A 26,098-nucleotide genomic window follows, 5' to 3' on the forward strand; every position below is an offset into this window, starting at 1 on the left:
AAGTACCGGTAGAATCACAGCTAACGGTACTTCTTAATTATGGTTACATATCCAGCATTTCTATCTCGAAAAATATCTTCAATAAGCGCATCTCTCACATGTATAATATCACCACTTCTTCTATTTCTTTGATTTGAACTCATAAAATTAACTCATCTTCTTCATCCCACATTTATAATATATGGTATGTTTTATTTTAGAATTGTTGCATTGACAAATCCAATGGGCCCAAGGTTTTAGACATGTTATTCATAGCTCTTTTTCCACTATTTCTAATGATTGCTTAATAATAAGTCAGAAATGAATATTCCGGCATTTTTAATTTTTTCTTGTTCATTATTTGGTGCAAATCGAACTCTCACAGGAAATTCTACATGTGTCATACCTGTAGATTTGATCACATTAGAAGTAGTAAGCACTTTAAGCTTACTTTCTAACAGATAGTCCTGAATTACTTCAATCGCTTCTCCGCTCCATCCGTAAGAACCGAAGGCTGCTCCCACTTTTCCTTCAAGATTTATATCCTTTAATGATTTTAGTATCTCTTCTAAGTTACCAATCATATCCGCATATCTTGTAGAACTGCCAAAAAGAATCACATCTGCTTCCTTTATACTGTCCAATACTTCTTCTTTCTCTGATTTATCTGCATTAAATACAGCAGTTTCAATATTATTTTCTTCAAATATCTCTTTTAATAACATAGCTATATTTTTCGTGCTGTTTTTCATGGTCGTATAAACAATTGCTGCTTTCTTACCCGTTGCCATATCAGCACTCAATGATTTATATAAGTCAATGAACTTTTCTATATCCTTACGTATGATATAACCATGGGAAGGTGCAATCATCTTAATGTCCATATCCTTAACGGCATCAAGTAAAGTCCCTACATATCTGCGATGAGGGTGGATGATAACATTATAATAGCCGATAAAATCATCTGTAATATCAATTCCATCCACATCATTAAATAGTTTTTCATCTGCTACGTGTGTACTGAAAATATCACAAGGGAACAGTATTTGATCTTCTACACAATAGGTAATCATGGTTTCTTCCGTGTGAAGATATGGCGTTTCTTTAAATTTTAATGTCTTACCACCAACATCCAGAGTATCTCCGTCTTTTACCACTAAAAAATTACGATTATGCAGCCGGTACATTTCTTTTAGTTCATGAACAGCAGGCTCTGTACAAACAATAGTAGCCTCTGTAGCACGTAAAGCCAAGGCTCCTAATCCACCAGAATGATCTGGCTCCGTATGATTAATTACAATATATTGAATCTCTTTTGGATCAATTAATGAGCTTACATTCTCTATGAATTCTCTTCCGAATGAAATGTCTACTGTATCAATTACTGTTGGTTTTTCCGTTTTTAATAAATAAGCGTTATATGATGTTCCTTTTTCCAATATTAATCTGTGAAATGGTACTTTACGGTCATCAATTTTTCCTATCCAGTATATATCTTTTCCTAATTCTACATGTCCTAATTTATTCATATCATAACCTCCAAATTATTTATTACTTTCTTTACGCCCTTCATTGTAAGACACTTTCATAAATAATTCTGAGATTTGAATCACATTTTAGAATATTTTATTACTTAAATATCAAGATTCGAAACATATATATGACCACTCACAATCTCTGCATATGGTATCCATTTTACCTGCAGCGATTATTTTTGTAAAAACCTTATTTTGAAATTCTGACCATAACATAGTTTCACCACATTCCAGGCCGCATTGCTTCAATACTAAATTATCGTATCTATTGACTTTATCAATACTCTCGCATATACCATCTTTAGAATTAGGACAGCTAATGCAAATGTCATCCAGGGAAGTAGTGATTGTTATTATCGGATCTTCACTTAGTTTCTCAATGACTTCCTTCATATTGTTCACAAAATCTGAACTATATCCTTCTCCTTTGAAAAAAGCAAGGCAAAGTCCGTGATGTGCTCTTATTTTATAATTTCTCATTTTTACCATTCTCTTCTGCATCTTATTTTCCTTGTTTTATAAATACATATGTGCTATCATCTGACAGTTCATCTGCAAAAATATAATTCAGCCTGTTAAAGTTTTTAATTTCCTCTGCAACTTCAATTTGTCTTTCTGCCATGAATCTTACCATTTCACCTCTGGCCATTTTTACCTGGGTACCTTTCTCAATTACCCTGTGTCCAATGATTTCTCCAAAAACACAGGTGATGAATCGTATATTATTATTCAAATATTTAGAAATACATCTACTATACTCTTTAGATGCCAGATTTATAATGCAATGACTTTCCAAAAAGAGTTGGCTGGCCAGCTTGTTACTCCAAAAATCATAGAGTGAATCTAATTCATTGCCTTTTAACTTTGCCTGCATTTCTAATCTGTAAGGAACAACACCATCAAAAGGACGGAGCAGACCATAAAACCCGGATAAAATACGCAGATGTGTTTCCAGATATGTAAGCTCTCCTGTATGAAACACGCCAGGAGCCATATATTGATATTGGATTCCCTCATAGGAAAGAATCGCAGGTGTCAAATTGCGGTATAAGTTCATCTTCTGTATCCGCTCATAATTTAATGCAGCAATTTTATCATTGCAATTCCATATTGATTTTACTTCCAGATAACTTAATTCTTTTAAATAGGACTGTAGGATTTTTGTATCCTCTAAAAATTGAGGAAGCTGATAATAATTTAAAGAATCTGTCTCCATTTTCATCTTCTTAGCAGGTGAAATAATAATTCTCATAACTCTCTCTTTCTAACGCTCATACCATCTTATTTTTTGATCATAATTCTAAGAGGGCCACACACTCCACATGTGTACTGTGACTAAACTGATCCACTGCTCTGATTTTCTTAAGGTTATATCCGTTATCATTTAAATATCTTAAATCTCTGGCTAATGTAGCCGGGTCACAGCTTACATATACTACTTTTTTCGGATTCATCTTTATAATCGTTTCAAGAAGACCTTCATCACACCCTTTTCTAGGTGGATCCACCACTATAACATCACCGTAGATTTGTTCTTCTTTATATTTAGCCGGTAATACTTCTTCAGCCGCTCCCACAAAAAATTCTGCATTTTCAATCCCGTTAATCTTCCCATTCATTTTTGCATCTTCAATTGCCTGAGGTATGATTTCTACTCCATAGACCTTTTTCGCCTTTTTCGCTAAGAATAGTGAAATGGTTCCTATACCGCAGTATAAATCCCAAACAGTCTCGTCCCCTTCTAAACCTGCATAATCCAATGCAGTTTCATAAAGAACTTTTGTTTGAACCGGATTAACTTGATAAAAGGAAAGAGGAGATATCTGATATTTCACATCACCGATATAATCAACAATGTATGGTTTCCCCCATACTGTTACCACCTTATTTCCAAGAATAACATTCGTTTTCTCTTTATTGATATTCAGGCTGATACTTGTCATACCTTCAATGTCTGTTAAGCTATCTATGAATTTATCTTTATGTGGTATATCATCACCATTAAGAATAAGGCAGACCATAATTTCACCTGTGACAAATCCGACCCTTGTCAGAATATGCCTTACCAGTCCTGTATGATTCTCTTCATCATAGGTTGTGATATTATATTTCTCTATAAAGACCTTAACTCTTTCAATAATTTCCTCATTTATTTTTGCCTGTATATAACAATGTGCTGTATCGATAATAGTATGTGTTCTGCTTGCATAAAATCCGATCACAACTTTCCCATCTTTATCTCTTCCTACGGGAAATTGGGCTTTGTTGCGATAATAAAATGGCTCTTCCATCCCTGCAATGGGCTCCATAATAGAATCAATATATTCTTTATCAAACTTACCAATCCTGGTTAAGCAGTTTTTCACCTTATTTTCTTTATACTTAAGCTGTTCCTTATAATCCATATGTTGTACCTGGCATCCGCCACATTGTCTTGCGATGGGACATTTCGGCTCAACACGGATAGGAGATGGAGTAATTAAATGGATTAACCTTGCATAACCATAGGATTTCTTCATCTTCATTATTTTAACATCTACTATATCCCCTGTAATTGTATCTTTTACAAAAAGGGTATATCCGTTAAAATGTCCGATTCCTTCCCCTTCTGAACTAATATCATCGATTTCTATTCGAATCATGTCATTCTTTTTTAATTCTTTTTCACTTGTCATTGTATTCCTCCAGGACAGTTATATTATTCTAAGCAATATATATCTTAGAAAATGTTTTACAGTAAAGTAAAGCTCAACCCAGATGAGATTTGAACCGCATCTGATAAAACCATTATGAGGTCACCCATAAAATAATTGGGAAACCTCAAAATAAGTATAAAAATCTTATGTTCAATTCTTAGTGTACCGTTAATATGTTTTGATCTTGCTATATTCCCTTTAACTATTGTAACTTGAACTGCGCCTGATATTAGATTCAAATAACCGATTATAACCTAACCAGTCTGTTCTATCATCTGCTGACTGGAATAATTCTATCATAGATTGAAGTTTTGCATCTGCATTGTCAGCAATATTAAGCGCCATTGCTTCCACAAGTGCCGGTTTTTTGGGAGATCCATACTCTAATTCTCCATGATGAGCTAAAATACAATGTCTTATCTCACTTGCTAATTTCACTGGAAAACCTGGTATTTCTCTAATTCTTAACCCAACTTGTTCTGCTCCTATAAAGATATGACCCAGCAACTGTCCATCATCTGTATAATCATTCTCTGGAAATGTAGATAATTCGTCCATCTTTCCTATATCATGAAAAAGAGCTGAACTGATTAATAGATCTCTATTAATAATATGATAGTTATCTGCTATATAATTAGCAAACTTAACTACACCTAAAGTATGTTCTAATAAGCCTCCAATAAAACCGTGGTGTACACTTTTGGCCGCAGAATGTTTTTTAAATCTTATAATGAAATCTTTATCTTCTACAAAAAAGCTGGAAACTAATTTACGTAAATGAGGTTCCTTAATATTATTGATATATTTTAAAAGTTCACCATACATCTCTTCTACATTCTTATTAGAAACAGGGAAGAAGTCCGATTCATTGTATTCTCCTTCCTGACTCTTACGTATTCTTTTGACATTTAATTGTAATGCATTCTGAAAACTTGTGATCTGTCCTTCTATATGAATGTAGTCCATTGATTCAAAATGATCTATACCATTAGATAACTCCCAAACTTTTGCATCCAATATCCCTGTTTTATCTTGTAAAATCAGAGAATAGTAACTCTTACCTGCTTTTGTCTTAAGAGTTTCTTTTTTCTTACATAGATATGTTCCTGTAACCATATCACCATCATGTAATTCATTGATAAATCTCATCTTACTACCTAACCTTTCTATTTCCTAATCCTCATTATACCTTACTATTATCTTTTATGAAAGAAAAACTTAGACAAAAAAATTCACACAATTATTTTCCTTGTGTGAATTTTTAAAGGTATTAACTTGAAATTCTCTAATATATGAAATAATTGTATATGTCTAAAAGAATCCGCCTTAACATAAATATTTATAATTTATTATTCTTTTTCATTTTCAAAGATTTCATCGCCTAAATCATCAAGATCTAAGTCATCTTCTTCTGAAAGATCAAAATCATCTTCTGAAAGATTAAAATCATCTACATCCTGATTGCCGGCAATTAGTACTTCATCCATATCGTCATCTTCATCTATCATAATTTCTTCAGCAGTATCACTGTCTAATTTTACAGAGCGATATCTCTTCATACCAGTACCAGCTGGTATTAATTTACCAAGAATTACATTTTCTTTCAGACCGATCAATGGATCAATTTTCCCTTTGATAGCAGCCTCTGTAAGAACTTTTGTCGTTTCCTGGAAAGATGCAGCTGAAAGGAATGAATTTGTTGCAAGAGAAGCCTTTGTGATACCAAGCATTACCTGCTTTCCTTCTGGTTGTTCTAGTCCCTCTGCTTCCAGTTTTTCATTTACATCATCGAAATCAAGTGTATCAACTAATGTTCCTGGTAAAAATTCAGAATCACCATTATTTTCGATACGAATCTTCTTAAGCATCTGTCTTACAATTACTTCAATATGCTTATCATTGATTTCAACACCTTGCAAACGATATACTCTTTGTACTTCCTGGATCATATAATCCTGAACTGCACGGACACCCTTAATCTTAAGGATATCATGAGGGTTAACACTACCCTCTGTAAGTTCATCTCCGGCTTCAAGAACATCACCATCAGATACTTTAATTCTTGAACCATAAGGAATCAGATAAGCCTTAGATTCAGCTGTATCGTTATTTGTTACAATTACTTCACGCTTTTTCTTAGTGTCCTTAATTGTAACTGTACCGGCAAATTCAGCAATAATTGCAAGTCCTTTAGGTTTTCTTGCCTCGAAAAGTTCTTCAACACGAGGAAGACCTTGGGTGATATCATCACCGGCAACACCACCTGTATGGAATGTACGCATTGTAAGCTGTGTTCCTGGTTCACCGATTGATTGGGCTGCAATGATACCTACTGCTTCACCCACTTGAACAGCTTCACCAGTGGCCATATTGGCGCCATAGCATTTTGCGCATACACCAATGTGAGATTTACAAGAAAGAATGGTACGAATCTTAACTTTAGCATTAAATCCTGCTTCTTCAATCTTCTTTGTTTTCACAATTCTTGCTGCTCTCTTTGGAGTAATCATATGATTTGCTTTTACGATTACTTCGCCATTATCATCCAAGATTGTTTCACATGAATATCTTCCTGTGATTCTTTCTTCTAAACTTTCAATTACTTCTCTGCCATCAGCAAAAGCTTTAATCCACATACCTGGAATTTCTTTTCCTTCACAGCAATCCACTTCACGAATGATCAGATCTTGTGATACATCTACCAGACGACGGGTTAAGTATCCTGAATCGGCTGTACGAAGAGCTGTATCAGAAAGACCTTTACGAGCACCATGAGCTGAAATGAAGTATTCCAATACATCAAGACCTTCACGGAAGTTGGATTTGATAGGAAGTTCAATTGTTCTACCTGAAGTATCTGCCATCAGACCACGCATACCTGCAAGCTGTTTAATCTGCTTATCAGAACCACGGGCACCGGAATCAGCCATCATGAATATATTATTAAACTTATCAAGACCTTTTAATAGAGCGTCTGTAATTTCATCATCGGCTTCTTTCCATGTTTCAATAACTGCTTTATATCTTTCTTCTTCTGTCATTAAACCACGACGGAAGTTCTTTGCGATTAATTCAACCGTAGCTTCTGCTTCTTCAATAATAGTCTTTTTCTTTTCTGGTACTGTCATATCAGAGACAGAAACTGTCATCGCAGCACGGGTTGAATATCTGTAACCAAGAGACTTGATGGAATCTAAGGTTTCAGCTGTTCTGGTTGCACCGTGAGTATTGATATTTTTCTCTAAAATTTGTTTTAATTGTTTCTTTCCTACAAGGAAATCAATTTCCGGAACTAAGAAGTTCTCGTCTTTCGTTCTATCAACAAATCCCAAGTCCTGACTAATGATTTCATTAAAGATAAAACGTCCTAAAGTAGATTCCACAATTCTTGATTCTTCTACTCCTTTAGCATTAATACCAGTTCTTCTAACTTTAATTCTTGCATGAAGTGTAAGCGCTCCATTTTCATAAGCTAAAATTGCTTCATTTACACTCTTGAAGAAATGTCCTTCTCCTACATCTCCAGGTTTGTGAAGAGTTAAGTAGTAGATACCAAGAACCATATCCTGTGAAGGAACGGCAACTGGACCACCATCGGAAGGTTTTAATAAGTTGTTAGGGGAAAGCAGTAAGAATCTGCATTCTGCCTGCGCTTCCACTGATAATGGTAGATGGACAGCCATCTGGTCACCATCGAAATCGGCATTAAATGCGGTACATACAAGTGGATGTAATTTAATGGCTTTACCTTCCACTAAAACTGGTTCAAATGCCTGAATACCAAGTCTGTGAAGAGTTGGTGCACGGTTAAGCATTACCGGATGTTCACGAATAACTTCTTCAAGAACATCCCAGACTTCTGATTGAAGTCTTTCTACCATTTTCTTAGCAGATTTTATATTATGAGCAGTACCTTTAGTTACAAGTTCTTTCATAACGAAAGGTTTGAATAATTCAATTGCCATCTCTTTAGGAAGACCACATTGATAGATTTTAAGTTCTGGTCCTACAACGATAACGGAACGTCCTGAGTAGTCAACACGTTTACCAAGTAAGTTTTGACGGAAACGTCCTTGCTTACCTTTTAACATATCAGAAAGAGATTTAAGGGCACGATTACCAGGTCCGGTTACTGGACGCCCACGTCTGCCGTTATCAATAAGTGCATCTACTGCTTCTTGAAGCATTCTCTTTTCATTACGAACAATAATATCCGGTGCTCCAAGCTCTAATAATTTCTTTAGACGGTTATTTCTATTAATGATTCTCCTGTATAAATCATTCATATCAGACGTTGCAAAACGTCCACCATCAAGTTGAACCATAGGTCTTAAATCTGGAGGGATTACAGGAATTACTGTTAAGATCATCCATTCCGGTTTGTTGCCAGATTCTCTAAATGCCTCAACTACTTCCAATCTTTTAATAATTCTGGCTCTCTTTTGACCAGTAGAATCTTTTAATCCTTTTTTCAGTTCTACAGATTCTTTTTCAAGATCAATTGCTCTAAGAAGTTCCTGAATTGATTCTGCACCCATTCCTACACGGAATTTATTGCCGAACTTTTCATAAGCTTCTCTATATTCTTTTTCAGTAAGAACTTGTTTATATTGAAGGTCTGTATCACCTTTATCTAATACGATATAAGATGCGAAATATAATACTTTTTCAAGAGTTCTAGGAGAAAGATCTAAAATCAGACCCATTCTACTAGGAATTCCTTTAAAGTACCATATATGAGAAACTGGAGCTGCTAAACCAATATGTCCCATTCTTTCTCTACGAACACTGGCTTTTGTAACTTCAACACCACATCTATCGCATACTACACCTTTATATCGAATCTTCTTGTATTTACCACAATGACATTCCCAGTCCTTACTTGGTCCAAAGATTTTCTCACAAAAGAGACCATCTTTTTCTGGCTTTAGGGTTCTATAATTGATTGTCTCTGGTTTTTTTACTTCTCCTCTGGACCATTCTTTAATCTTTTCCGGTGAAGCTAGACCAATCTTTATAGCATCATATGTCATTTCCTTAATGTTTTCAATACCTGTTTCTGACATGCTCTGGTACTCCCTTCGTATTAGTCTTCAAAATCATTCATTTCATCAAATTCTATCCCAATTCCGAGTTTACTCTTATCATCATCTAATTCATCATTATCAGCTAATTCAATTTCTTCCTCGTCATCATCTTCAAATGCATCAAAGATACTATCATCATCTTCCTCTGATATTTCTCTGAACCCTGCATCGGAGAATGATTCTTCTCTATGGCGGAAGCTATCATCTCCTTCAATTAATGGAGTTAAATCTTCATCACCATAGTCGATGCTTTCTGCCATCTTGACTTCATTTCCATCTTCATCAAGTACAATTACATCAAGTGCAAGGGATTGAAGTTCTTTCAATAATACTTTGAAGGATTCTGGAATACCTGGTTCAGGTATATTTTCCCCTTTAATAATTGCCTCATAAGTTTTAACACGACCAACTACATCATCAGATTTTACAGTTAAGATCTCTTGAAGAGTATATGCGGCACCATATGCTTCCAGTGCCCAAACTTCCATTTCACCAAATCTTTGACCACCAAATTGTGCTTTACCACCAAGCGGCTGCTGGGTTACAAGTGAGTAAGGGCCAGTAGAACGAGCATGAATCTTATCGTCTACTAAGTGGTGAAGTTTTAAGTAATGCATGAAACCAACTGTTACGGCACTATCAAAATACTCTCCCGTTCTACCATCACGAAGTCTTACTTTACCATCGCGATTGATTGGAACACCTTCCCATTGCTTTCTATAATCTTGATTTGTTACCAAGAATTCTAATATTTCAGGATCTAAAATGTCTTTATATTTTTCTTTAAATTCTGCAATTGGTGTATTTACATAATCATTGGCAAGCTCCAGGGTATCCATAATATCATACTCATTAGCACCATCAAATACCGGAGTTGATACTTTAACTCCGAGCGCTTTTGCTGCAAGGCTTAAGTGAATTTCAAGCACCTGCCCGATGTTCATACGGGAAGGCACCCCTAGAGGGTTAAGAACGATATCAAGTGGTCTGCCATTTGGTAAGAAAGGCATATCTTCTACCGGTAATACTCTGGAAACAACACCCTTGTTACCATGACGGCCGGCCATCTTGTCACCAACCTGAATCTTTCTCTTTTGAGCAATGTAAACACGAACTGTTTGGTTTACACCAGGGGACAATTCATCGCCATTTTCTCTTGTAAATACTTTGGCATCAACGATAATACCAAATTCACCATGAGGTACTCTCAGGGAAGTGTCTCTTACTTCTCTGGCTTTTTCGCCAAAGATTGCTCGAAGTAATCGCTCTTCTGCTGTAAGTTCTGTCTCTCCCTTAGGAGTTACTTTACCTACAAGAATGTCACCTGCACGAACTTCAGCACCAATACGGATAATACCTCTTTCATCAAGGTCTTTTAATGCTTCATCCCCTACACCAGGAACATCTCTTGTGATTTCTTCTGGTCCAAGCTTTGTATCTCTTGATTCTGCTTCATATTCTTCAATATGAACAGAAGTATAAACATCTTCCTGTACTAATCTTTCACTGAGTAGAACCGCATCTTCGTAGTTATAACCTTCCCATGTCATGAAGCCGATTAATGGGTTCTTACCAAGAGCTAATTCTCCTTGTGAAGTAGATGGGCCGTCTGCAATTACCTGACCTGCTTCCACTCTGTCATTTTTCATAACAATAGGTCTTTGATTCAAACATGTACTCTGATTACTTCTTGCAAATTTAAGTACCTTATATACAGATTTTGTTCCATCATCATTTTTTATTATGATCTCAGTTGCTGTTGATTTCTCAACAACACCAGATTTATTAGCAACGATACAGTTACCTGAATCGACTGCTGCTTTTAATTCCATACCTGTTCCTACTGCAGGAGATTCTGTAATAAGCAGAGGAACTGCCTGACGTTGCATGTTGGATCCCATCAGGGCACGGTTCGCATCGTCATTTTCAAGGAAAGGAATCATAGCTGTTGCAACAGAAAATACCATTTTAGGTGAAACGTCCATTAAATCAATTTTTGATTTTTCAAATTCAGAAGTTTCTTCCTTATAACGTCCTGATACACTGGAATTTACAAAATAACCATTTTCATCAAGCGGCTCATTTGCCTGTGCAACTACAAATTTATCTTCTTCATCTGCTGTTAAATAAACAACTTCGTCAATAACCTTTGGATTGTTAGGGTCTTCTTTACTTACTTTACGATATGGAGCTTCAATAAAACCATATTCATTAATTCTTGCATAAGAAGCAAGTGAGTTAATAAGACCGATGTTAGGACCTTCGGGAGTTTCGATCGGACACATTCTTCCATAATGAGAGTAATGAACGTCACGAACTTCGAATCCGGCTCTATCTCTTGATAAACCACCAGGTCCAAGGGCTGATAAACGTCTCTTATGTGTTAATTCGCTAAGAGGATTGTTTTGATCCATAAACTGTGATAACTGGGAAGATCCAAAGAATTCTTTGACAGCTGCAGTTACCGGTTTAATATTTATTAATGATTGGGGTGAAATACCTTCAATATCCTGAGTTGTCATTCTTTCACGAACAACACGTTCCATTCTGGATAAACCGATACGGTATTGGTTTTGTAATAACTCACCAACCGCTCTGATTCTTCTGTTCCCTAAATGGTCGATGTCATCGTCGCTGCCGATTCCATACTCAAGATGCATATTATAGTTAATAGAAGCAATGATATCTTCTTTGGTAATATGCTTTGGAATTAATTCTGCTATATTCTTACCTATTGCTTCTTTAATATCTTCAATATTAGTAAATTCATCTAAAATTGCTTTTAATGCTGGATAATAAACTTCTTCCGTAACACCTAATTCTTCCGGATCAACATCAACAAAACTGCTTAAATCCACCATCATATTAGATAGTACTTTGACATTACGTTCTTCTGCTTGTACCCATACAAATGGTACTGCAGCGTTTTGAATCTGATCTGCGATCTCTTCTGTAACAATCGTTCCAGATGCAGCAATGATTTCACCTGTAGATGTATCGATCACATCCTCAACAATTGGGAAACCGACAATTCTATTCTTATAGGCCAATTTTTTATTGAATTTGAATCTACCCACTTTAGCCAGATCATATCTTCTGGCATCAAAAAACATGCTATGAACAAGGCTTTCTGCACTTTCCACAGAAAGTGGCTCACCTGGACGCAGCTTTTTATATAACTCTAATAAACCATCTTGATAATTATCAGAGGTATCTTTTGTAATACTTGCAAGAATCTTTGGTTCTTCACCGAATAATTCTAAAATTTCTGCATTTGTTCCAATACCAAGGGCTCTAATAAGAACTGTAATTGGTACTTTTCTATTTCTATCTACACGTACATAGAAAATATCATTGGAATCCGTCTCATATTCTAACCATGCACCCCTATTAGGAATTACAGTAGAAGAATATAACCTTTTACCAATCTTATCGTGTGCAATACCATAATATATACCAGGGGAACGTACTAATTGGCTAACAATAACTCTTTCAGCACCATTAATCACAAATGTACCTGTTTCTGTCATTAATGGTAAATCACCCATGAAAATATCATGCTCGTTGATTTCGTCATTCTCTTTATTATGAAGTCTTACTTTTACTTTTAAAGGAGCAGCGTAAGTAGCATCTCTTACCTTACATTCTTCAATAGTATACTTAATATCATCTTCACATAATGCAAAGTCTACAAATTCTAAACTTAAATGTCCATTATAGTCTGCAATTGGAGAGATATCATCAAAAACTTCGTTGAGTCCTTCTTCTAAAAACCATTTATAAGAATCTTTTTGTACCTCAATAAGATTAGGCATCTCGAGCACTTCTTTTTGCCTTGAGTAACTCATTCTTAAACCGTTGCCAATTTTAATTGGTCGTACTCTGTTTTTATCCATTGACGTTTTCACCCCTTGAATTTTTTATATTAATATGCTATAATCCATTTATATTAGATTTTAGGCATACAACACCACAATAGTGCATTTTTCATGTTATCACATCTATTTTCAGATGTCAACACTATTTTGTGTGTCTTTTTTTATGCCTTTTTTTAATTTCATCTCTTTTTTAGCTTAAAATTTTTTGATTTCTTTATTATATTTAAACAATTTAGAATTACTATTTTATTAGTATATCTTCTATTAAACATAGTAAGTATTTTTATTAATACTAAGTTGTAATTAGTATTATAATGTGTTAAATTAAATTTATACTATTTTAATAAAAATTTTATTACAGTTCAGCCATATGGAAAGATGGAGCAAAGTGAAATCAAGCTTATAGCTGAATTGTAACCAACTGTTTACTTAATATTGAAAGAAGGGGTGTTGTGTCAAAAGAAATTATTGGACATTGTCCTATCTGTCAGGAGCAATTAATTGCAAGCAGATTAACTTGCCGTCATTGTGGTCTGGAATTATCTAACGACTTTACTTTAAGTAAGTTTAATTATCTGAAAGAGGATGATTTAAACTTTATTGAAATGTATTTAAAATGTCAGGGAAGTCTAAAAGAATTACAAAAACAATTGAAAATATCCTATCCAGCTGCCAAAAGGCAATTTGATAATGTACTAAAATCATTGGGATTTAATAAGGAAGACGAAAATTTACCAGCGAATATAGAAGTAATTCTTTCAGAACTTCCTATTTACGAAGATGAAAGCAATACAGTAAAAGCAATTAAGAAAAGATTAAATGCACATAATGGACTTGCCACCCTTGCATTGCCCAGAGGGGGCAGCTTCCAGATCTATTATGATGGTTTTGGAAATGGAATAATAGCAACAAACGTGCCTGCTTCAAGAGTGCTGACTTGGAAGGCTTTCGACTCTGCAGTTGAGGTGATGGAGAAGAACCATGGGAAAGCCAAGAAAGGGCAGGCTATGAAAGCTAAATTAGGAGAACCTGATCTAACCTTGGATACGATAGAAGGTTATGTGGCCTATAAAGCTTATGGAATTAAAATGGGAGAATCTACTCTTAGAACAATTTCTGCTCTTTCTTCCATTCTGGAATGGGCTGGTATCTGTAATAATGGTTATGGATATCTTGAATTAAGAAAATAAGATTCTGCTTATTATGAAATTTTATATTATGTAATAATATAAAAACGCTCACTTGCGTGGAGAGTACTAAAAAAGTCCTTATATAACCGTTTATGATATTGTTATTCCCAAGGATAGCTCATTAAAAAAATTGATGAGCTAATAGATTTCATCATTTATTTATATTTATAAATACCTATCATAGTTGTTTTATATTTTCAATTACTTTATATCTATGCATATATTTCTTGATATGCTTATTTATAAATACAGTAGACACAATATAACATTTTCTTTAATTTCATTTGAAATACTAAATAGACAAGCTAGGCTCCCATTTAAGACAATTAGTTTGACAATATACGCGAAGTAAACATATAATAACTTCGCGCGCTGATAAAATTTAGCTAGTTAAACTATTAACGTAATGGAGGAAATAAGAAATGAATAAACTAAGAAAAATTTTAAGCTATTTACTAGTATTTGTTTTAATGATGAATCTTTTTACTCTTAGCATATCAGCTGAAGAAAATACTGATTACAATCTAAAATCCAATAAAGGTTCAGTATACTTTAGTGCAAAGACAAAAACAAACTTCAAAAACACAAAAGATAAAGAATATAATACCAAATTAAAAGGAGGAAAAATTAAAAAAGCAAATACTAAGAAGATTGAAGAATTAATGCTAGAAGAAATTTCATCTGTGTATGCAGATAAAAAAGCAATTTATTCTTCACTCGAATCCTATGGTTGTTATGTTCTGAATCCATCAAGTGAGGAATTGATAACATTTTCTTCAAGTTCAGATGTAACAGTATCAACGCCGACTATATATTATAATGCTTATAATAAAACATGGACAGTTACATGTGGTGGTTACTGGAAAAATATGAACTGGGAAAAAGATAAAGCGCTCCTGGTAACGTAGGTGGCCAAGATGCCTTTGGTATAGGTTATACAAGTGTTACTGGAACTTATAAATCATCGGTAGTCAGTGTCTCTGGATATATTAATGATGGACGTATCAAAAAATCAGTTTCAACGTCAAATCGTTCTGATGGAGATGGTAGTAAAGGGTTTGGATTCAGATTACAAGATTATGTTTATGCAGATTCTGGAACTTTATTTACATACTATGTTGGCTATCAGTTTGGAGGTCTTTGTAATTACGACTCTAACTTTTCCAGTTTTGGTGCTGTTGCAACAGGATATTATATACATACATGGGATAAGGCAACAATTAATAGTATTACTTTTGGTGTAAATGGAAAAACAGCAGGGGTTAGCGCTAGTATAGCAAATTCATCATATTCATGGCCAGCTTATGGTAGTGATAGTAGGTTTGGATTATAAAAGCACTAGTTTTAACACATCCAATAATAATTTGTTGGATGTGTTATTTTTAAATATTTTAACAAATTCTACGTAGAAGTACTCTAAATAAGGTAAAAAAGGATGAAATATATGGTGGTAAATTCAGTAATTATTATAAATAAGACTTTTAGAAATTTTTTACTACTATATATTATAATATCGCTTATATTGCTTTGCGATGTTCTAATATATAATTGTGGTAAAAAATCGATAAGCAAAACCGAATTTTTACAAGGAGAAATTAATGTACTTTTTCAAACTAGCATAAATGATAATATTTTAAAAAAAATATTAGAAAATGAAGATATAATAGCACAGAGTGTGGCTATAAATGAAAATTTTGTTCAATTAAAAGTAGCAGATCAAGATATGGATGTAATATTGCATAAATTAAATAATTTACCAATGATCATAGAAGCTGAACCGAATTATATTCTAAAAAATAATAATATTGGCAATATAACAAATAACCTTAAAAATGATACTCTTATATTTCAAAACCAAATAAATGATAATAACATTATAGTTGCTGTTATTGATACAGGTATAGATACACTTCATCCTGATTTAAAGAATCATATATGGATAAATACTAATGAAATTGAAAATGATGGTATAGACAATGATATTAATGGTTATGTTGATGATATTAATGGGTGGGATTTTTATAATAACGATAATACATTATGCTCTTACAAGTATAATAATAAGACAAAAGAGTATGTATCCAATCCAAATGATTGTGACAATCATGGAACACATGTTGCAGGAATAATTGTTTCTAATTATGTAAAATTAATAAATATTAGTAAATTGAATTCGAATATAAAAATTATGAGTCTTAAAATACAAGGTGGAGCTGATGGCAACGGCTCAATTGCAGCAGCAATTTCTGCAATAAAATATGCTACTGCGAACGGAGCTAAAATTTGTAATATGAGTTTAGGTGGTTACACTTATAGTAGAATATTAGAAAAAACTATTCGAGAATCAAATATGTTATTTGTTACAGCCGCAGGCAATAATGGTAATGATAATGATGTTAATCCAGTTTATCCAGCATCATTTGATTTAGATAATATATTATCAATTGCTTATACTGATAAAGAAAATAAATTAGAACGTAATTCAAATTATGGAAAAAATAGCGTTGATGTTGTTGCACCCGGAACAAACATACTTAGTACTATTGTAGGTGGAAACTATAATCAAATGAATGGTTCATCTATTGCTACTCCATACATCACTTCGATTGCTGCACTTTTATATTCATATCAAAATTATACATACCCTATTAGTGTTAAGAATATAATTACAAAATCTTTGGATAATATTAGTTTATTAAAAGATTATGTTCAATATCCAGGTATATTGAACACAACAAAGATAATTGGCAATTTGAGTCAGTTAAAAATAGATATTGTTGAGCCATCAATTATGTATTCTTATGTCTATAATGGCAAAAAGTTTATGGTCAATCCGATCATTATAGATAAGGGAGGTTCAGAAATATGCCTTTCCAAATGGTTAAATGGGAAGAAACTTATTAGTGATTTTTCCCGCGGAACAATAGGGCATACTATTAATAGCAATTTAATCATACTTGACAAAGAGGGGTTCTATACATTATATTCCAGCGACTATTCGGGGAATGAAAAAGTTTTAACCATGTTTTTACATAATATACAAGGAAAGAAATTATTCTTAAGAACTGAAAAAGTACACCTAAAGATTGGTGAAAGATATCAAATAGAGTATAAATTGATTCCCACTAATGCAACAGATGAAATAAAATATTGTTCAAGTAATGATAATATTGCTTCTGTATCTAATTATGGAAAAGTAACTGCTAATCAAAAAGGAAACTGTCGAATAAAAATACAACTACTCAATAAAAAGCACAAATATTTATATATAATTGTTAATGACCAAAAATGAATTCCTTCTTTGTACAAGATCATAAGAATTAAAATATAATAGAATTATATATATTTTTATTGTATAATACACTCAGTCTAAATCAGTAAATTATTCAAACTTTAGGAGGTTATTTAATATGAAAGATTATCAAGAAATCATAGGGAAAACTATTCTTGCAATTTCAATAATTATTGCGGGAATCATTATTGCTGCAGCAATTCAAAATGCTGGTACCAATATTGGCGGCATGATAGCAAATGCGCTCGAAACACTAAATTAATTTTAAAATTCCAAACTATTAACTTACAATAAAAACTAACATGAAACACTCTATAAAATTATTAAAATTTAATAAGGAAGACGAAAATTTACCAGTAAATATAGAAGTAATTCTTTCAAGACTTCCTATTTGGGAAGATGGAAGCTTCACGAGTGTTGATCTGGAAAGCTTATGGAATTAAAATGGGAGAATCTACTCTTAGAACAATTTCTGCTCTTTCTTCCATTCTGGAATGGGCTGGTATCTGTAATAATGGTTATGGATATCTTGAATTAAGAAAATAAGATAACAAAAAAATACTCTCACATAAGTGAGAGTATTTTTTGTGATATTACTTAAGTGTAACTTTAGCACCTTCTGCTTCAAGTTTAGCTTTCATTTCTTCAGCTTCTTCTTTAGAAGCGCCTTCTTTAATTACTTTAGGAGCGCCGTCAACTACGTCTTTCGCTTCTTTTAATCCTAAACCAGTTAATTCACGAACTACTTTGATAACTTTAACTTTGTTAGCTCCAACGTCTGTTAATTCTACGTTGAATTCTGTTTTTTCTTCTTCAGCTGCACCGCCTGCTGCTGGTCCTGCTACTACAACACCTGCTGCTGCTGATACACCAAATTCTTCTTCACATGCTTTTACTAAATCATTTAATTCTAAAACTGATAAGCCTTTAATAGCTTCGATAAATTCTTGAGTTGTCATTATAATTACCTCCGATTAATTTTTATTATTTAATGTTTTACTACGCTACTTCTCCTTGTTTCTCAGCAATTTGCTTAAGAACACGAGCGAAGTTTGTAATTGGTGATTGTAAACTTCCAAGTAATTTGGAAATAAGAACTTCTCTTGATGGGATAGTAGCAATCACTTTGATACCTTCTGCATCATAATATGTTCCTTCTACCATACCTGCTTTGAATTCAAGGTTTGGTGCTGTTTTTGCAACATCATTTAAGATTCTTGCTGGTGCAGTTGCATCATCAAGTCCAAAAGCGATTGCAGTTGGTCCGTCTAGGTGTTTGTCTAATTCAGCAAACACTGTACCTTCAAAAGCACGTTTTAACATTGTATTCTTGTATACTTTGTATACAACACCCGCTTCTCTTAACTTTTTACGAAGAGCAGTGTCTTCTTCAACAGTTAAGCCACGGTAGTCAACTAACACTGCAGATTTTGCATTTGCAACATGTCCTTTGATTTCTTCAACAATTGGTTGTTTTAATTCTACCTTTGCCATTCTTTGTGTACCTCCTTATAGATTTTTGGGCTTTCGCCCCAGGGTGTACCGCCGATAAAAAACCTCTCTATCAAAGACAGAGAGGTTAAAATAAGTCATCATTATGATCTCTTATATTCCTCGGTAGGCGTTTTCTCCTTATGCCTTGCGGCACCTACTGTCTTCGGCAGTTTTGGGTCTAAATTAATTTCTTAATTTTTGAACCTTGTTTAGATTATCATAGAATGATAGGTTTGTCAACAAAATTTATCAAAAGTATTTCTCTTTCCTAAAAATTTAATCTCTCAATAATAGATCTTTTTTATGGATTTATATTTTTAAAATATACTCTTTCCCTTCCATGATGACCTTGCCATGATTACACTCATAAGAAATGTCCTTCACATATTCAAAACCTAATTTCTTTAAAACATTTTCAGAACCTGTATTTTCTTTGGCATGTCTTCCTACTATTTCTCTCAGTTCTAATTTTTCTTTAGCAAACTTTATCGTCTCTTTCATAGCCTCTGTGGCATATCCTTTTCCCCATGCTTCTTTTCCCAGATTATATCCTATCTCAAATTTTCCATACTCTTCTTCCAAATATATAAGTCCTGTCCCAATTAAAAGTCCTGTTTCTTTTTCTACAAATCCCCATCGATACCAGTCATCTGAGACAATCTTGCTTACTTCCCACTCTACCCAGCTTTTCGTCTTGTTTATATCATCATGACTGACCCAGAACATATACTTCGCAACATCAGGATCATTTTCCCAACAGCTGAATACCCTTTCAGCATCATCCATACAGAGTGGACGTAAAATCAATCTTTTAGTATCTAAAATTGGTGTTTTCATAAATACTTATCCTCACAATATTATTATAACCCACAATTCACCTGTAAACTAATAATTATTGTACTCTAACAACTCATAAATTACTACCATTTTATTTTCTAAATATACGAATTTATGGTACAGCAGATATACGTGTTTATTCATAACCAGCTTTGCCTCATAACCTAAATGAAGCCTTAGTATAAATAATCATTTGGGCGTCGTCCGGCCGATGATGGTGTTCATGTTCTGTCAAGACTCTTAAGGATAATGAATGTCCATGGCATTCATTATTCTCAGCTTAGAGGCTTGTAAAGAACATACCATCAGGAGGGAAAGGCAGCCCGAATGATTATTTATACCAAGGCTTCTATTAACCCCTAGAGGCAAAGCGTCATATCGGTTAAACTACATAGGTTTAAACCACAAAAACCCCCGGGTAAAATACCCAGGGGTTAATCTATCATACAATTTAATATTCTAAACCTTAAGCTAATTTCATTGTGTTTAATTTAACACCAGGTCCCATTGTAGAAGATAATGTAACACTTCTTAAATATTGACCTTTCACTGAAGCTGGTTTTGCTTTATTAATTGCATTCATAAGCGTTTGGAAGTTGTCCGCTAATTGTTCTTCAGTAAATGAAGCTTTTCCAACTGGCACGTGGATAATATTTGTTTTATCAAGTCTATACTCGATCTTACCTGCTTTAATATCGTTAACAGCTTTTGTAACATCCATTGTAACAGTTCCTGCTTTAGGGTTTGGCATTAAACCTTTTGGTCCAAGTACACGACCAAGACGTCCAACTACACCCATCATATCTGGAGTTGCAACAACTACGTCAAAATCTAAGAATCCATCATTTTGAATTCTTGGGATTAATTCTTCACCACCAACATGATCTGCTCCTGCTGCTTCTGCTTCAGTCGCTTTATCACCTTTCGCAAATACAAGAACTTTAACTGTTCTACCTGTACCGTGTGGTAATACAACCGCACCACGAACCTGTTGGTCAGCATGACGTCCATCAACACCAAGTCTGATATGAGCTTCTACTGTTTCATCAAATTTTGCAACAGCTGATTTTTTAACTAAATTAATCGCATCTGCTGTATCATAAAGAGTAGCTCTGTCTATAAGTTTTGCAGCTTCTACGTATTTCTTTCCTCTTTTCATTCTTTTAACCTCCTAGTGGTATTATCGGGAGTTAACCCTCCCACGTGTTGGCATCTGAATTAATAATAATTCATTACCTATGATTATAAGTTCTGCTAATGAACTTTTTGTATCTTTGCCGTATGAAATCTTTTTACTTAGCTAAAAACGATAATAAGTTTCTAATTTTATAACTATTAGAAATACGCTTTGCGAATTTCTAATTAATCAACTACTGTGATACCCATACTTCTTGCAGTACCGGAAATCATACTAATTGCTGATTCAATTGTTGCTGCATTTAAATCTGGCATTTTAAGCTCAGCGATTTTTTGAACTTCTGCTTTTGTAATTGTAGCAACTTTTGTTTTATTAGGAACACTTGATCCTGATTTAAGATTGCAAGCTTTCTTTAATAACACTGCTGCAGGTGGAGTTTTAGTAATGAAGCTAAAACTTCTATCCTGATATACAGTAATAACAACTGGAATAATCATTCCATCCTGGTTTGCAGTCTTCGCATTAAATTCTTTTGTAAATTGAACAATATTTACACCATGTTGTCCTAATGCTGGTCCTACTGGTGGTGCTGGTGTAGCCTTTCCAGCAGGGATTTGTAATTTAATATAACCTGTAACTTTCTTTGCCATTATAGCATACCTCCTGTAATTGTGGTGTTTGCGGGAATTTCCCTCCCACCATCTAGTTATGTTCACTGATTATCATTAACCTAGTGACTAGATGTTTCTCGTTTACAACTTTTTGATATCCGTAAAACTAATTTCCACAGGTGTTTCACGACCAAACATATCTACATTAATAGTAACAATCTGTTTATGATTGTTAATCTGTTTGATAATACCAGTGGTACCTTCCCACGCTCCGGATACTACCATGATAGTATCTCCAAGTTCAAGGTCAATAAGAACATCTTTACTTCTATTCTTAATTCCCATGTTTCTCATCTCTTGTTCAGTTAATGGAACCGGTTTTGATCCAGGACCAACAAATCCTGTAACACCTCTGGTATTACGCACTACATACCATGTGTCATCATTCATTTCCATATTAAGAAGTACATAGCCAGGAAATAACTTTTTCTGAACTTGCTTCTTAACACCATTTTTAACTTCAACAACATCCTGCATAGGAACAGATACTTCTAATATTTGGTCTTGAAGCTTTCTGTTTTCAATTGTTTTCTCAATGTTGGCTTTCACCTTGTTCTCATATCCTGAATATGTGTGAACAACGTACCAATTTGTTTCTGACATATAATCACCCTTATCCTATTAAGAACTTAACACCAAATTGAACAATATAATCAATTATGGCGATAATTATACCTAAAGCTACGGATACAGCAATTACAGCCACTGTTTGTTTTGTAAGTGATTCTCTGTCAGGCCAAGCGATTTTCTTAAATTCTGATTTAAGACCTTTAAACCAACTTTTCTTTGGGGCTTTCTCTGTAGTATTTGCAGTTTCTCCCATTTCGTCACTTCCTTTTCACTTAGTACAAAGCATATCCTTTGTCCATTATGAATCTTAGATATAATTATTTAGTTTCTTTGTGTGTTGTGTGTGATTTACAGAACTTACAATATTTCTTAGTTTCCATTCTGTCAGGATGAGTTTTCTTATCCTTCGTCATGTTATAATTACGTTGTTTACATTCTGTACATGCCAATGTGATTCTTACGCGCACGACTTCCACCTCCGCTTAAATTTCGTTTTACTTGTTTTTAGGCATAAAAAAAAGACCTCTTCCATCGCTAGTCTAATATATCATAATCTTCTTCCTACGTCAATATTTATTTGAAGTGCTTATCAGTTTAACACTTTTAAATAAAATTTGCAAGTATTATTATTTTATATATTTTTATAATCCTTATTCAGGTAAAATAGAAATTTTATAGTATCCTATCACTTTTTTGTGTACAAAAGTCGAATATAGCTATATAATAGTGATAATTCATTATTTATATTGCATAACAATATTTATAGAAAGGAGATCGCTTTTATGATTTATTATGATCAGTCAAAAACTAATTTAGATCAGATAAACCAAAGAAAACATAGATTAAATATTAAGAGATCTATATATAATAAGGTAATTAAATTCAGCACCCGTTCTCCTCTCTATATGTTTGAATTATCCGAAGAGAACAGGGCATATGCTTTGTCCTTAAAAAAATCAACCATTAAATTAAATTCAATATTAAATCAATATAACAGGGATAACAAGGATTCCGTATTTCAATATAAAAAAGCAAGTTCCAGTAATGATAAAATTGCTCATGTTGATATTATCGGCTCAAACTATGAAGAACTGCCGGAAGAATTTACCCTTAAAGTAAATTCTCTTGCACTATCTCAAATAAACTCCGGCAATGAAGTATCTACTTATAATAGTAGTCTGCCAATTGGGATATATTCTTTTACTATAGATATAGAAGATAATACTTATGAATTTCAATTTAACATTACAGAGAAATGCACCAACAAAGAAAATCTCTTGAAATTAATAAAATTCATTAATCGTTCTAAATTAGGTGTTATTGCATCCTTTGTGGAAAACCATAAGAAAGAAACGGTTCAAAGTGTCTTAAAAGCTGAATTTACAGGTTCCAATCGACAGCTGGCTTTTACTATTAAAGATATTCCTGCAGACATTAATTCCCGTGGGATTGTAGAATATTTTGGATTAGATAATGTTCTTCAATATCCTAAGAACTCAAAATTTGAGATTAACGGAATAGAAAAAGAATCAATCTCTAATTGTTTTACTTATAATAAAATAATCAAAATCTCCCTCCATCAGACATCAAGCGAAGAAATCCAAATCACTTATACTCCCGACACAGATAAAATACTTGAGAGTTTTTCTATTATCATCAACACTTATAATAATCTAATTGACTTAATAAGCAATCAGGGAGACACCCAGAAAACTTCTGCCATACTCAAAAATGAGCTGCATCATATATTTACAGATTATATAAATGAATTAGAATCTTGTGGATTAGCCCTTGATGATACCGGCAGTATAATATTAGATGATTCCCTCTCTTACTCTGCTGCCAAAGATGGAGCAATTGAAGAACTTTTATTAAATGAAGATGGCTATATTGCAAAACTTAAATACAAGCTGAATCAAATCATGCTGGATCCTATGATTTATCTTGATAAGAAAGTAGTTACTTATCCCAATATAGCAAAACCTATATATTATAATCCATATATCATATCTTTATATAGCGGTATGATATATAATTACTATTGTTAGTTCAGATATTGAAAAAAGGTGCTGTTACAAAATGCAGCACCTTTTTAAGTTATTAGTTCAAACCCATATTATACTCCCCCATACTCTTTTTTGTACTTAGTAGGAGTGACACCAACATATTTTTTGAAAATCCTGCTAAAATAATTAGGATCATGGTATCCTACTATAAAGCAGATCTCTTGTACACTCATTTGTGAATTACGAATGATTTCTTTTGCTTTCTCAATCCTTAATTTTGTAATATAATCTATTAAGTTACAATCCATCTCTTCTTTAAAATAGGTGCTGAAATATTGGGGCGTCAAGCCAACATGATTCGCAACTTCTTCCAGTGAAATAGATTCTGTATAATGTTTTTCAATAAAAGCAATGGCACTGTGAATCACATAAGGAACTTTTGCTGTCTTTCTTAGTCGAATGGTTTTTATTAAATACTGCAGTTTTCGATAGGCCCAGCCATCCAGATTTGTCTCCTGAATGTCTCTTAATTCTTCAATATAACTCAAGTAATCCAGGAAAGTACCTTCATTCGGTCCCTCTATTCTTGCAGAATGGCATGCTAATATTAATAATTCAATTATCTTGTTCTTCCTGTCTTCTAAGGACAGTACTTTCAGCATATCTAATAAGCTTGTAAAATAATCCATGGAATCTGATTGACCTGTTTTCACACTTTCAATAAGCAGTCGTTCCAATTCTATATAACTATCATGTACAATTGTCATTTTATCTTCAATATCTGCAATATGAATACTTTCTCTAAAATCATCTCTCTTATACCTCAGACTTTTAATTGCCTCTTCATAAGATAAATACAATTGCTCTATGCCATAAATTCCTCCAACCCCAATATAAACAACAATGTTCAATTGTTCTTTAATATTTTTAATGATAAGGTTACATAACTTTAAGATCTTTTGCTTTTGCTTCTCAGTATCAGGACTCTTTTTATCACATACATAGACAACAAGCCGGTTTACTATACACGGTCCTACAACACAAGTGTGATGCTTAGATACGATATTTTTAATACATTCGTAAAGCACCAGTGATAATTTATCTCCGTTTTTTGATTTTTCAATAAATTGATGTCCTAACTCTACATCTATTACATAACCTTCCGACTCTAATCCCAGCAGGTTAGTATAAAGCCCTATGGAACTTTGATAATCTCCATTAAAAAGAAGGGAATATATCAGACTATATTCCGTGAACTTAAGTCCTGTTACCCTATCCATTTCTTTTTGATACGCTATTTCTCTTTCTTTCTCTTCTCCACTGATCTTGTGAAAAACTGCACTTAATGTACGCAGGAGCTCCTCTGTATTAATTGGTTTTAACAAGTACCCATCCACATTTAATCCAATGAATTCCTTAGCCAGTTCAAAATAAGAATAAGAAGTCAAGATGATAATATGGACCTTTTTATTAAATACCCGGATTCTTCTTACTACTTCAATCCCATTTATACCAGATAATTTTACATCTAAAACCAGAATATCCGGCTTTAGCTCCTTTATCTTTTGAATCGTTTCTCCTCCCGATGCAGTATGTTCTATAAGTTTTATCTTTCTGGCCATTTTTTCTGCCATTCTACCTATTATCGTGGCATTTTGAGCATCTTCATCTGCTACTAATATTTTATACATTAATCTTGCCCTCACCTGTAAACTAAGAAATCAT

At 33.6% G+C, this 26,098-nt stretch carries 23 protein-coding genes and 1 other annotated feature; of the genes, 6 read left to right on the forward strand and 17 right to left on the reverse strand.

Annotated features, from left to right (window positions below):
- Nucleotides 1–20: 20 nt before the first annotated feature.
- The 8 genes from EDD66_RS18790 to rpoB form a co-directional block, all read right to left on the reverse strand.
- A complete protein-coding gene (locus EDD66_RS18790) occupies nt 21–143 on the reverse strand; it encodes a hypothetical protein (RefSeq protein WP_279232875.1) in 123 nt (40 codons plus the stop codon).
- A gap of 129 nt (nt 144–272) precedes the next feature.
- Entirely contained in the window at nt 273–1,508 is a 1,236-nt protein-coding gene (locus EDD66_RS02000) for an FprA family A-type flavoprotein (protein ID WP_123607870.1), read from the reverse strand.
- 111 nt (nt 1,509–1,619) lie between these two features.
- Nucleotides 1,620–2,015 carry a DUF1284 domain-containing protein gene (locus EDD66_RS02005; protein ID WP_123607871.1) on the reverse strand — a complete coding sequence of 132 codons (396 nt, stop codon included), beginning with the start codon at nt 2,013–2,015 and terminating at the stop codon, nt 1,620–1,622.
- A 1-nt stretch (nt 2,016) separates the two neighbouring features.
- Nucleotides 2,017–2,766, reverse strand: coding sequence for a peroxide stress protein YaaA (yaaA, locus tag EDD66_RS02010; protein ID WP_123607872.1), 750 nt, complete (start codon nt 2,764–2,766; stop codon nt 2,017–2,019).
- Nucleotides 2,767–2,806: 40 nt separating this feature from the next.
- Nucleotides 2,807–4,189 carry a 23S rRNA (uracil(1939)-C(5))-methyltransferase RlmD gene (rlmD, locus tag EDD66_RS02015; protein WP_123607873.1) on the reverse strand — a complete coding sequence of 461 codons (1,383 nt, stop codon included), beginning with the start codon at nt 4,187–4,189 and terminating at the stop codon, nt 2,807–2,809.
- Nucleotides 4,190–4,408: 219 nt separating this feature from the next.
- Nucleotides 4,409–5,359: a 3'-5' exoribonuclease YhaM family protein gene (locus tag EDD66_RS02020; RefSeq protein WP_123607874.1), complete on the reverse strand. Its 951-nt coding sequence runs from the start codon at nt 5,357–5,359 to the stop codon at nt 4,409–4,411.
- Nucleotides 5,360–5,559: 200 nt separating this feature from the next.
- On the reverse strand, nt 5,560–9,276 hold the full coding sequence (gene rpoC, locus EDD66_RS02025) for a DNA-directed RNA polymerase subunit beta' (RefSeq protein WP_123607875.1): 3,717 nt from the start codon (nt 9,274–9,276) through the stop codon (nt 5,560–5,562).
- A 20-nt stretch (nt 9,277–9,296) separates the two neighbouring features.
- Nucleotides 9,297–13,193, reverse strand: coding sequence for a DNA-directed RNA polymerase subunit beta (rpoB, locus tag EDD66_RS02030; RefSeq protein WP_123607876.1), 3,897 nt, complete (start codon nt 13,191–13,193; stop codon nt 9,297–9,299).
- 434 nt (nt 13,194–13,627) lie between these two features.
- On the opposite strand from rpoB, the gene EDD66_RS02035 reads away from it, so the two are divergent.
- From EDD66_RS02035 to EDD66_RS18345, 5 genes are all read left to right on the forward strand, one after another.
- On the forward strand, nt 13,628–14,365 hold the full coding sequence (locus EDD66_RS02035) for a DUF2089 domain-containing protein (RefSeq protein WP_170164212.1): 738 nt from the start codon (nt 13,628–13,630) through the stop codon (nt 14,363–14,365).
- Between the two features lie 422 nt (nt 14,366–14,787).
- Complete coding sequence (locus EDD66_RS02040; protein ID WP_123607878.1) at nt 14,788–15,273, forward strand: hypothetical protein; 486 nt, start codon at nt 14,788–14,790, stop codon at nt 15,271–15,273.
- Between the two features lie 536 nt (nt 15,274–15,809).
- Nucleotides 15,810–17,657, forward strand: coding sequence for a S8 family serine peptidase (locus tag EDD66_RS02050; protein ID WP_170164213.1), 1,848 nt, complete (start codon nt 15,810–15,812; stop codon nt 17,655–17,657).
- Nucleotides 17,658–17,775: 118 nt separating this feature from the next.
- On the forward strand, nt 17,776–17,919 hold the full coding sequence (locus tag EDD66_RS18340) for a hypothetical protein (RefSeq protein WP_170164214.1): 144 nt from the start codon (nt 17,776–17,778) through the stop codon (nt 17,917–17,919).
- A gap of 137 nt (nt 17,920–18,056) precedes the next feature.
- A complete protein-coding gene (locus tag EDD66_RS18345; RefSeq protein ID WP_170164215.1) occupies nt 18,057–18,203 on the forward strand; it encodes a hypothetical protein in 147 nt (48 codons plus the stop codon).
- Nucleotides 18,204–18,250: 47 nt separating this feature from the next.
- Here the strand turns inward: EDD66_RS18345 and rplL are convergent, their stop codons facing one another.
- The 8 genes from rplL to rpmG form a co-directional block, all read right to left on the reverse strand.
- Nucleotides 18,251–18,616: a 50S ribosomal protein L7/L12 gene (rplL, locus tag EDD66_RS02055; protein ID WP_123607881.1), complete on the reverse strand. Its 366-nt coding sequence runs from the start codon at nt 18,614–18,616 to the stop codon at nt 18,251–18,253.
- A 40-nt stretch (nt 18,617–18,656) separates the two neighbouring features.
- Nucleotides 18,657–19,151 (reverse strand): 50S ribosomal protein L10, encoded by a 495-nt coding sequence (gene rplJ / locus EDD66_RS02060; protein ID WP_123607882.1) that lies wholly within the window; start codon nt 19,149–19,151, stop codon nt 18,657–18,659.
- A 47-nt stretch (nt 19,152–19,198) separates the two neighbouring features.
- Nucleotides 19,199–19,336, reverse strand: a sequence feature (ribosomal protein L10 leader region).
- A gap of 124 nt (nt 19,337–19,460) precedes the next feature.
- A complete protein-coding gene (locus EDD66_RS02065; protein ID WP_123607883.1) occupies nt 19,461–19,988 on the reverse strand; it encodes a GNAT family N-acetyltransferase in 528 nt (175 codons plus the stop codon).
- A 466-nt stretch (nt 19,989–20,454) separates the two neighbouring features.
- Nucleotides 20,455–21,147, reverse strand: coding sequence for a 50S ribosomal protein L1 (gene rplA, locus EDD66_RS02070; protein WP_123607884.1), 693 nt, complete (start codon nt 21,145–21,147; stop codon nt 20,455–20,457).
- 203 nt (nt 21,148–21,350) lie between these two features.
- Nucleotides 21,351–21,776, reverse strand: coding sequence for a 50S ribosomal protein L11 (rplK, locus tag EDD66_RS02075; RefSeq protein ID WP_123607885.1), 426 nt, complete (start codon nt 21,774–21,776; stop codon nt 21,351–21,353).
- Between the two features lie 102 nt (nt 21,777–21,878).
- Nucleotides 21,879–22,400: a transcription termination/antitermination protein NusG gene (nusG, locus tag EDD66_RS02080; protein ID WP_123607886.1), complete on the reverse strand. Its 522-nt coding sequence runs from the start codon at nt 22,398–22,400 to the stop codon at nt 21,879–21,881.
- 10 nt (nt 22,401–22,410) lie between these two features.
- Nucleotides 22,411–22,620 (reverse strand): preprotein translocase subunit SecE, encoded by a 210-nt coding sequence (secE, locus tag EDD66_RS02085; protein ID WP_123607887.1) that lies wholly within the window; start codon nt 22,618–22,620, stop codon nt 22,411–22,413.
- Between the two features lie 64 nt (nt 22,621–22,684).
- Nucleotides 22,685–22,834: a 50S ribosomal protein L33 gene (gene rpmG, locus EDD66_RS02090; RefSeq protein ID WP_123607888.1), complete on the reverse strand. Its 150-nt coding sequence runs from the start codon at nt 22,832–22,834 to the stop codon at nt 22,685–22,687.
- A gap of 315 nt (nt 22,835–23,149) precedes the next feature.
- Between rpmG and fliD the strand changes: the two genes are divergently transcribed.
- Nucleotides 23,150–24,415, forward strand: coding sequence for a flagellar filament capping protein FliD (gene fliD, locus EDD66_RS02095; RefSeq protein ID WP_123607889.1), 1,266 nt, complete (start codon nt 23,150–23,152; stop codon nt 24,413–24,415).
- Nucleotides 24,416–24,483: 68 nt separating this feature from the next.
- Here fliD and EDD66_RS02100 read toward each other — a convergent pair whose 3' ends face one another.
- Entirely contained in the window at nt 24,484–26,064 is a 1,581-nt protein-coding gene (locus tag EDD66_RS02100) for a helix-turn-helix domain-containing protein (protein ID WP_123607890.1), read from the reverse strand.
- Between the last annotated feature and the right edge of the window lie 34 nt (nt 26,065–26,098).

Origin of the sequence: Mobilisporobacter senegalensis, assembly GCF_003752155.1 — a bacterium.
In the GTDB taxonomy this organism is placed as follows: Bacteria; Bacillota; Clostridia; order Lachnospirales; family Lachnospiraceae; genus Mobilisporobacter; species Mobilisporobacter senegalensis.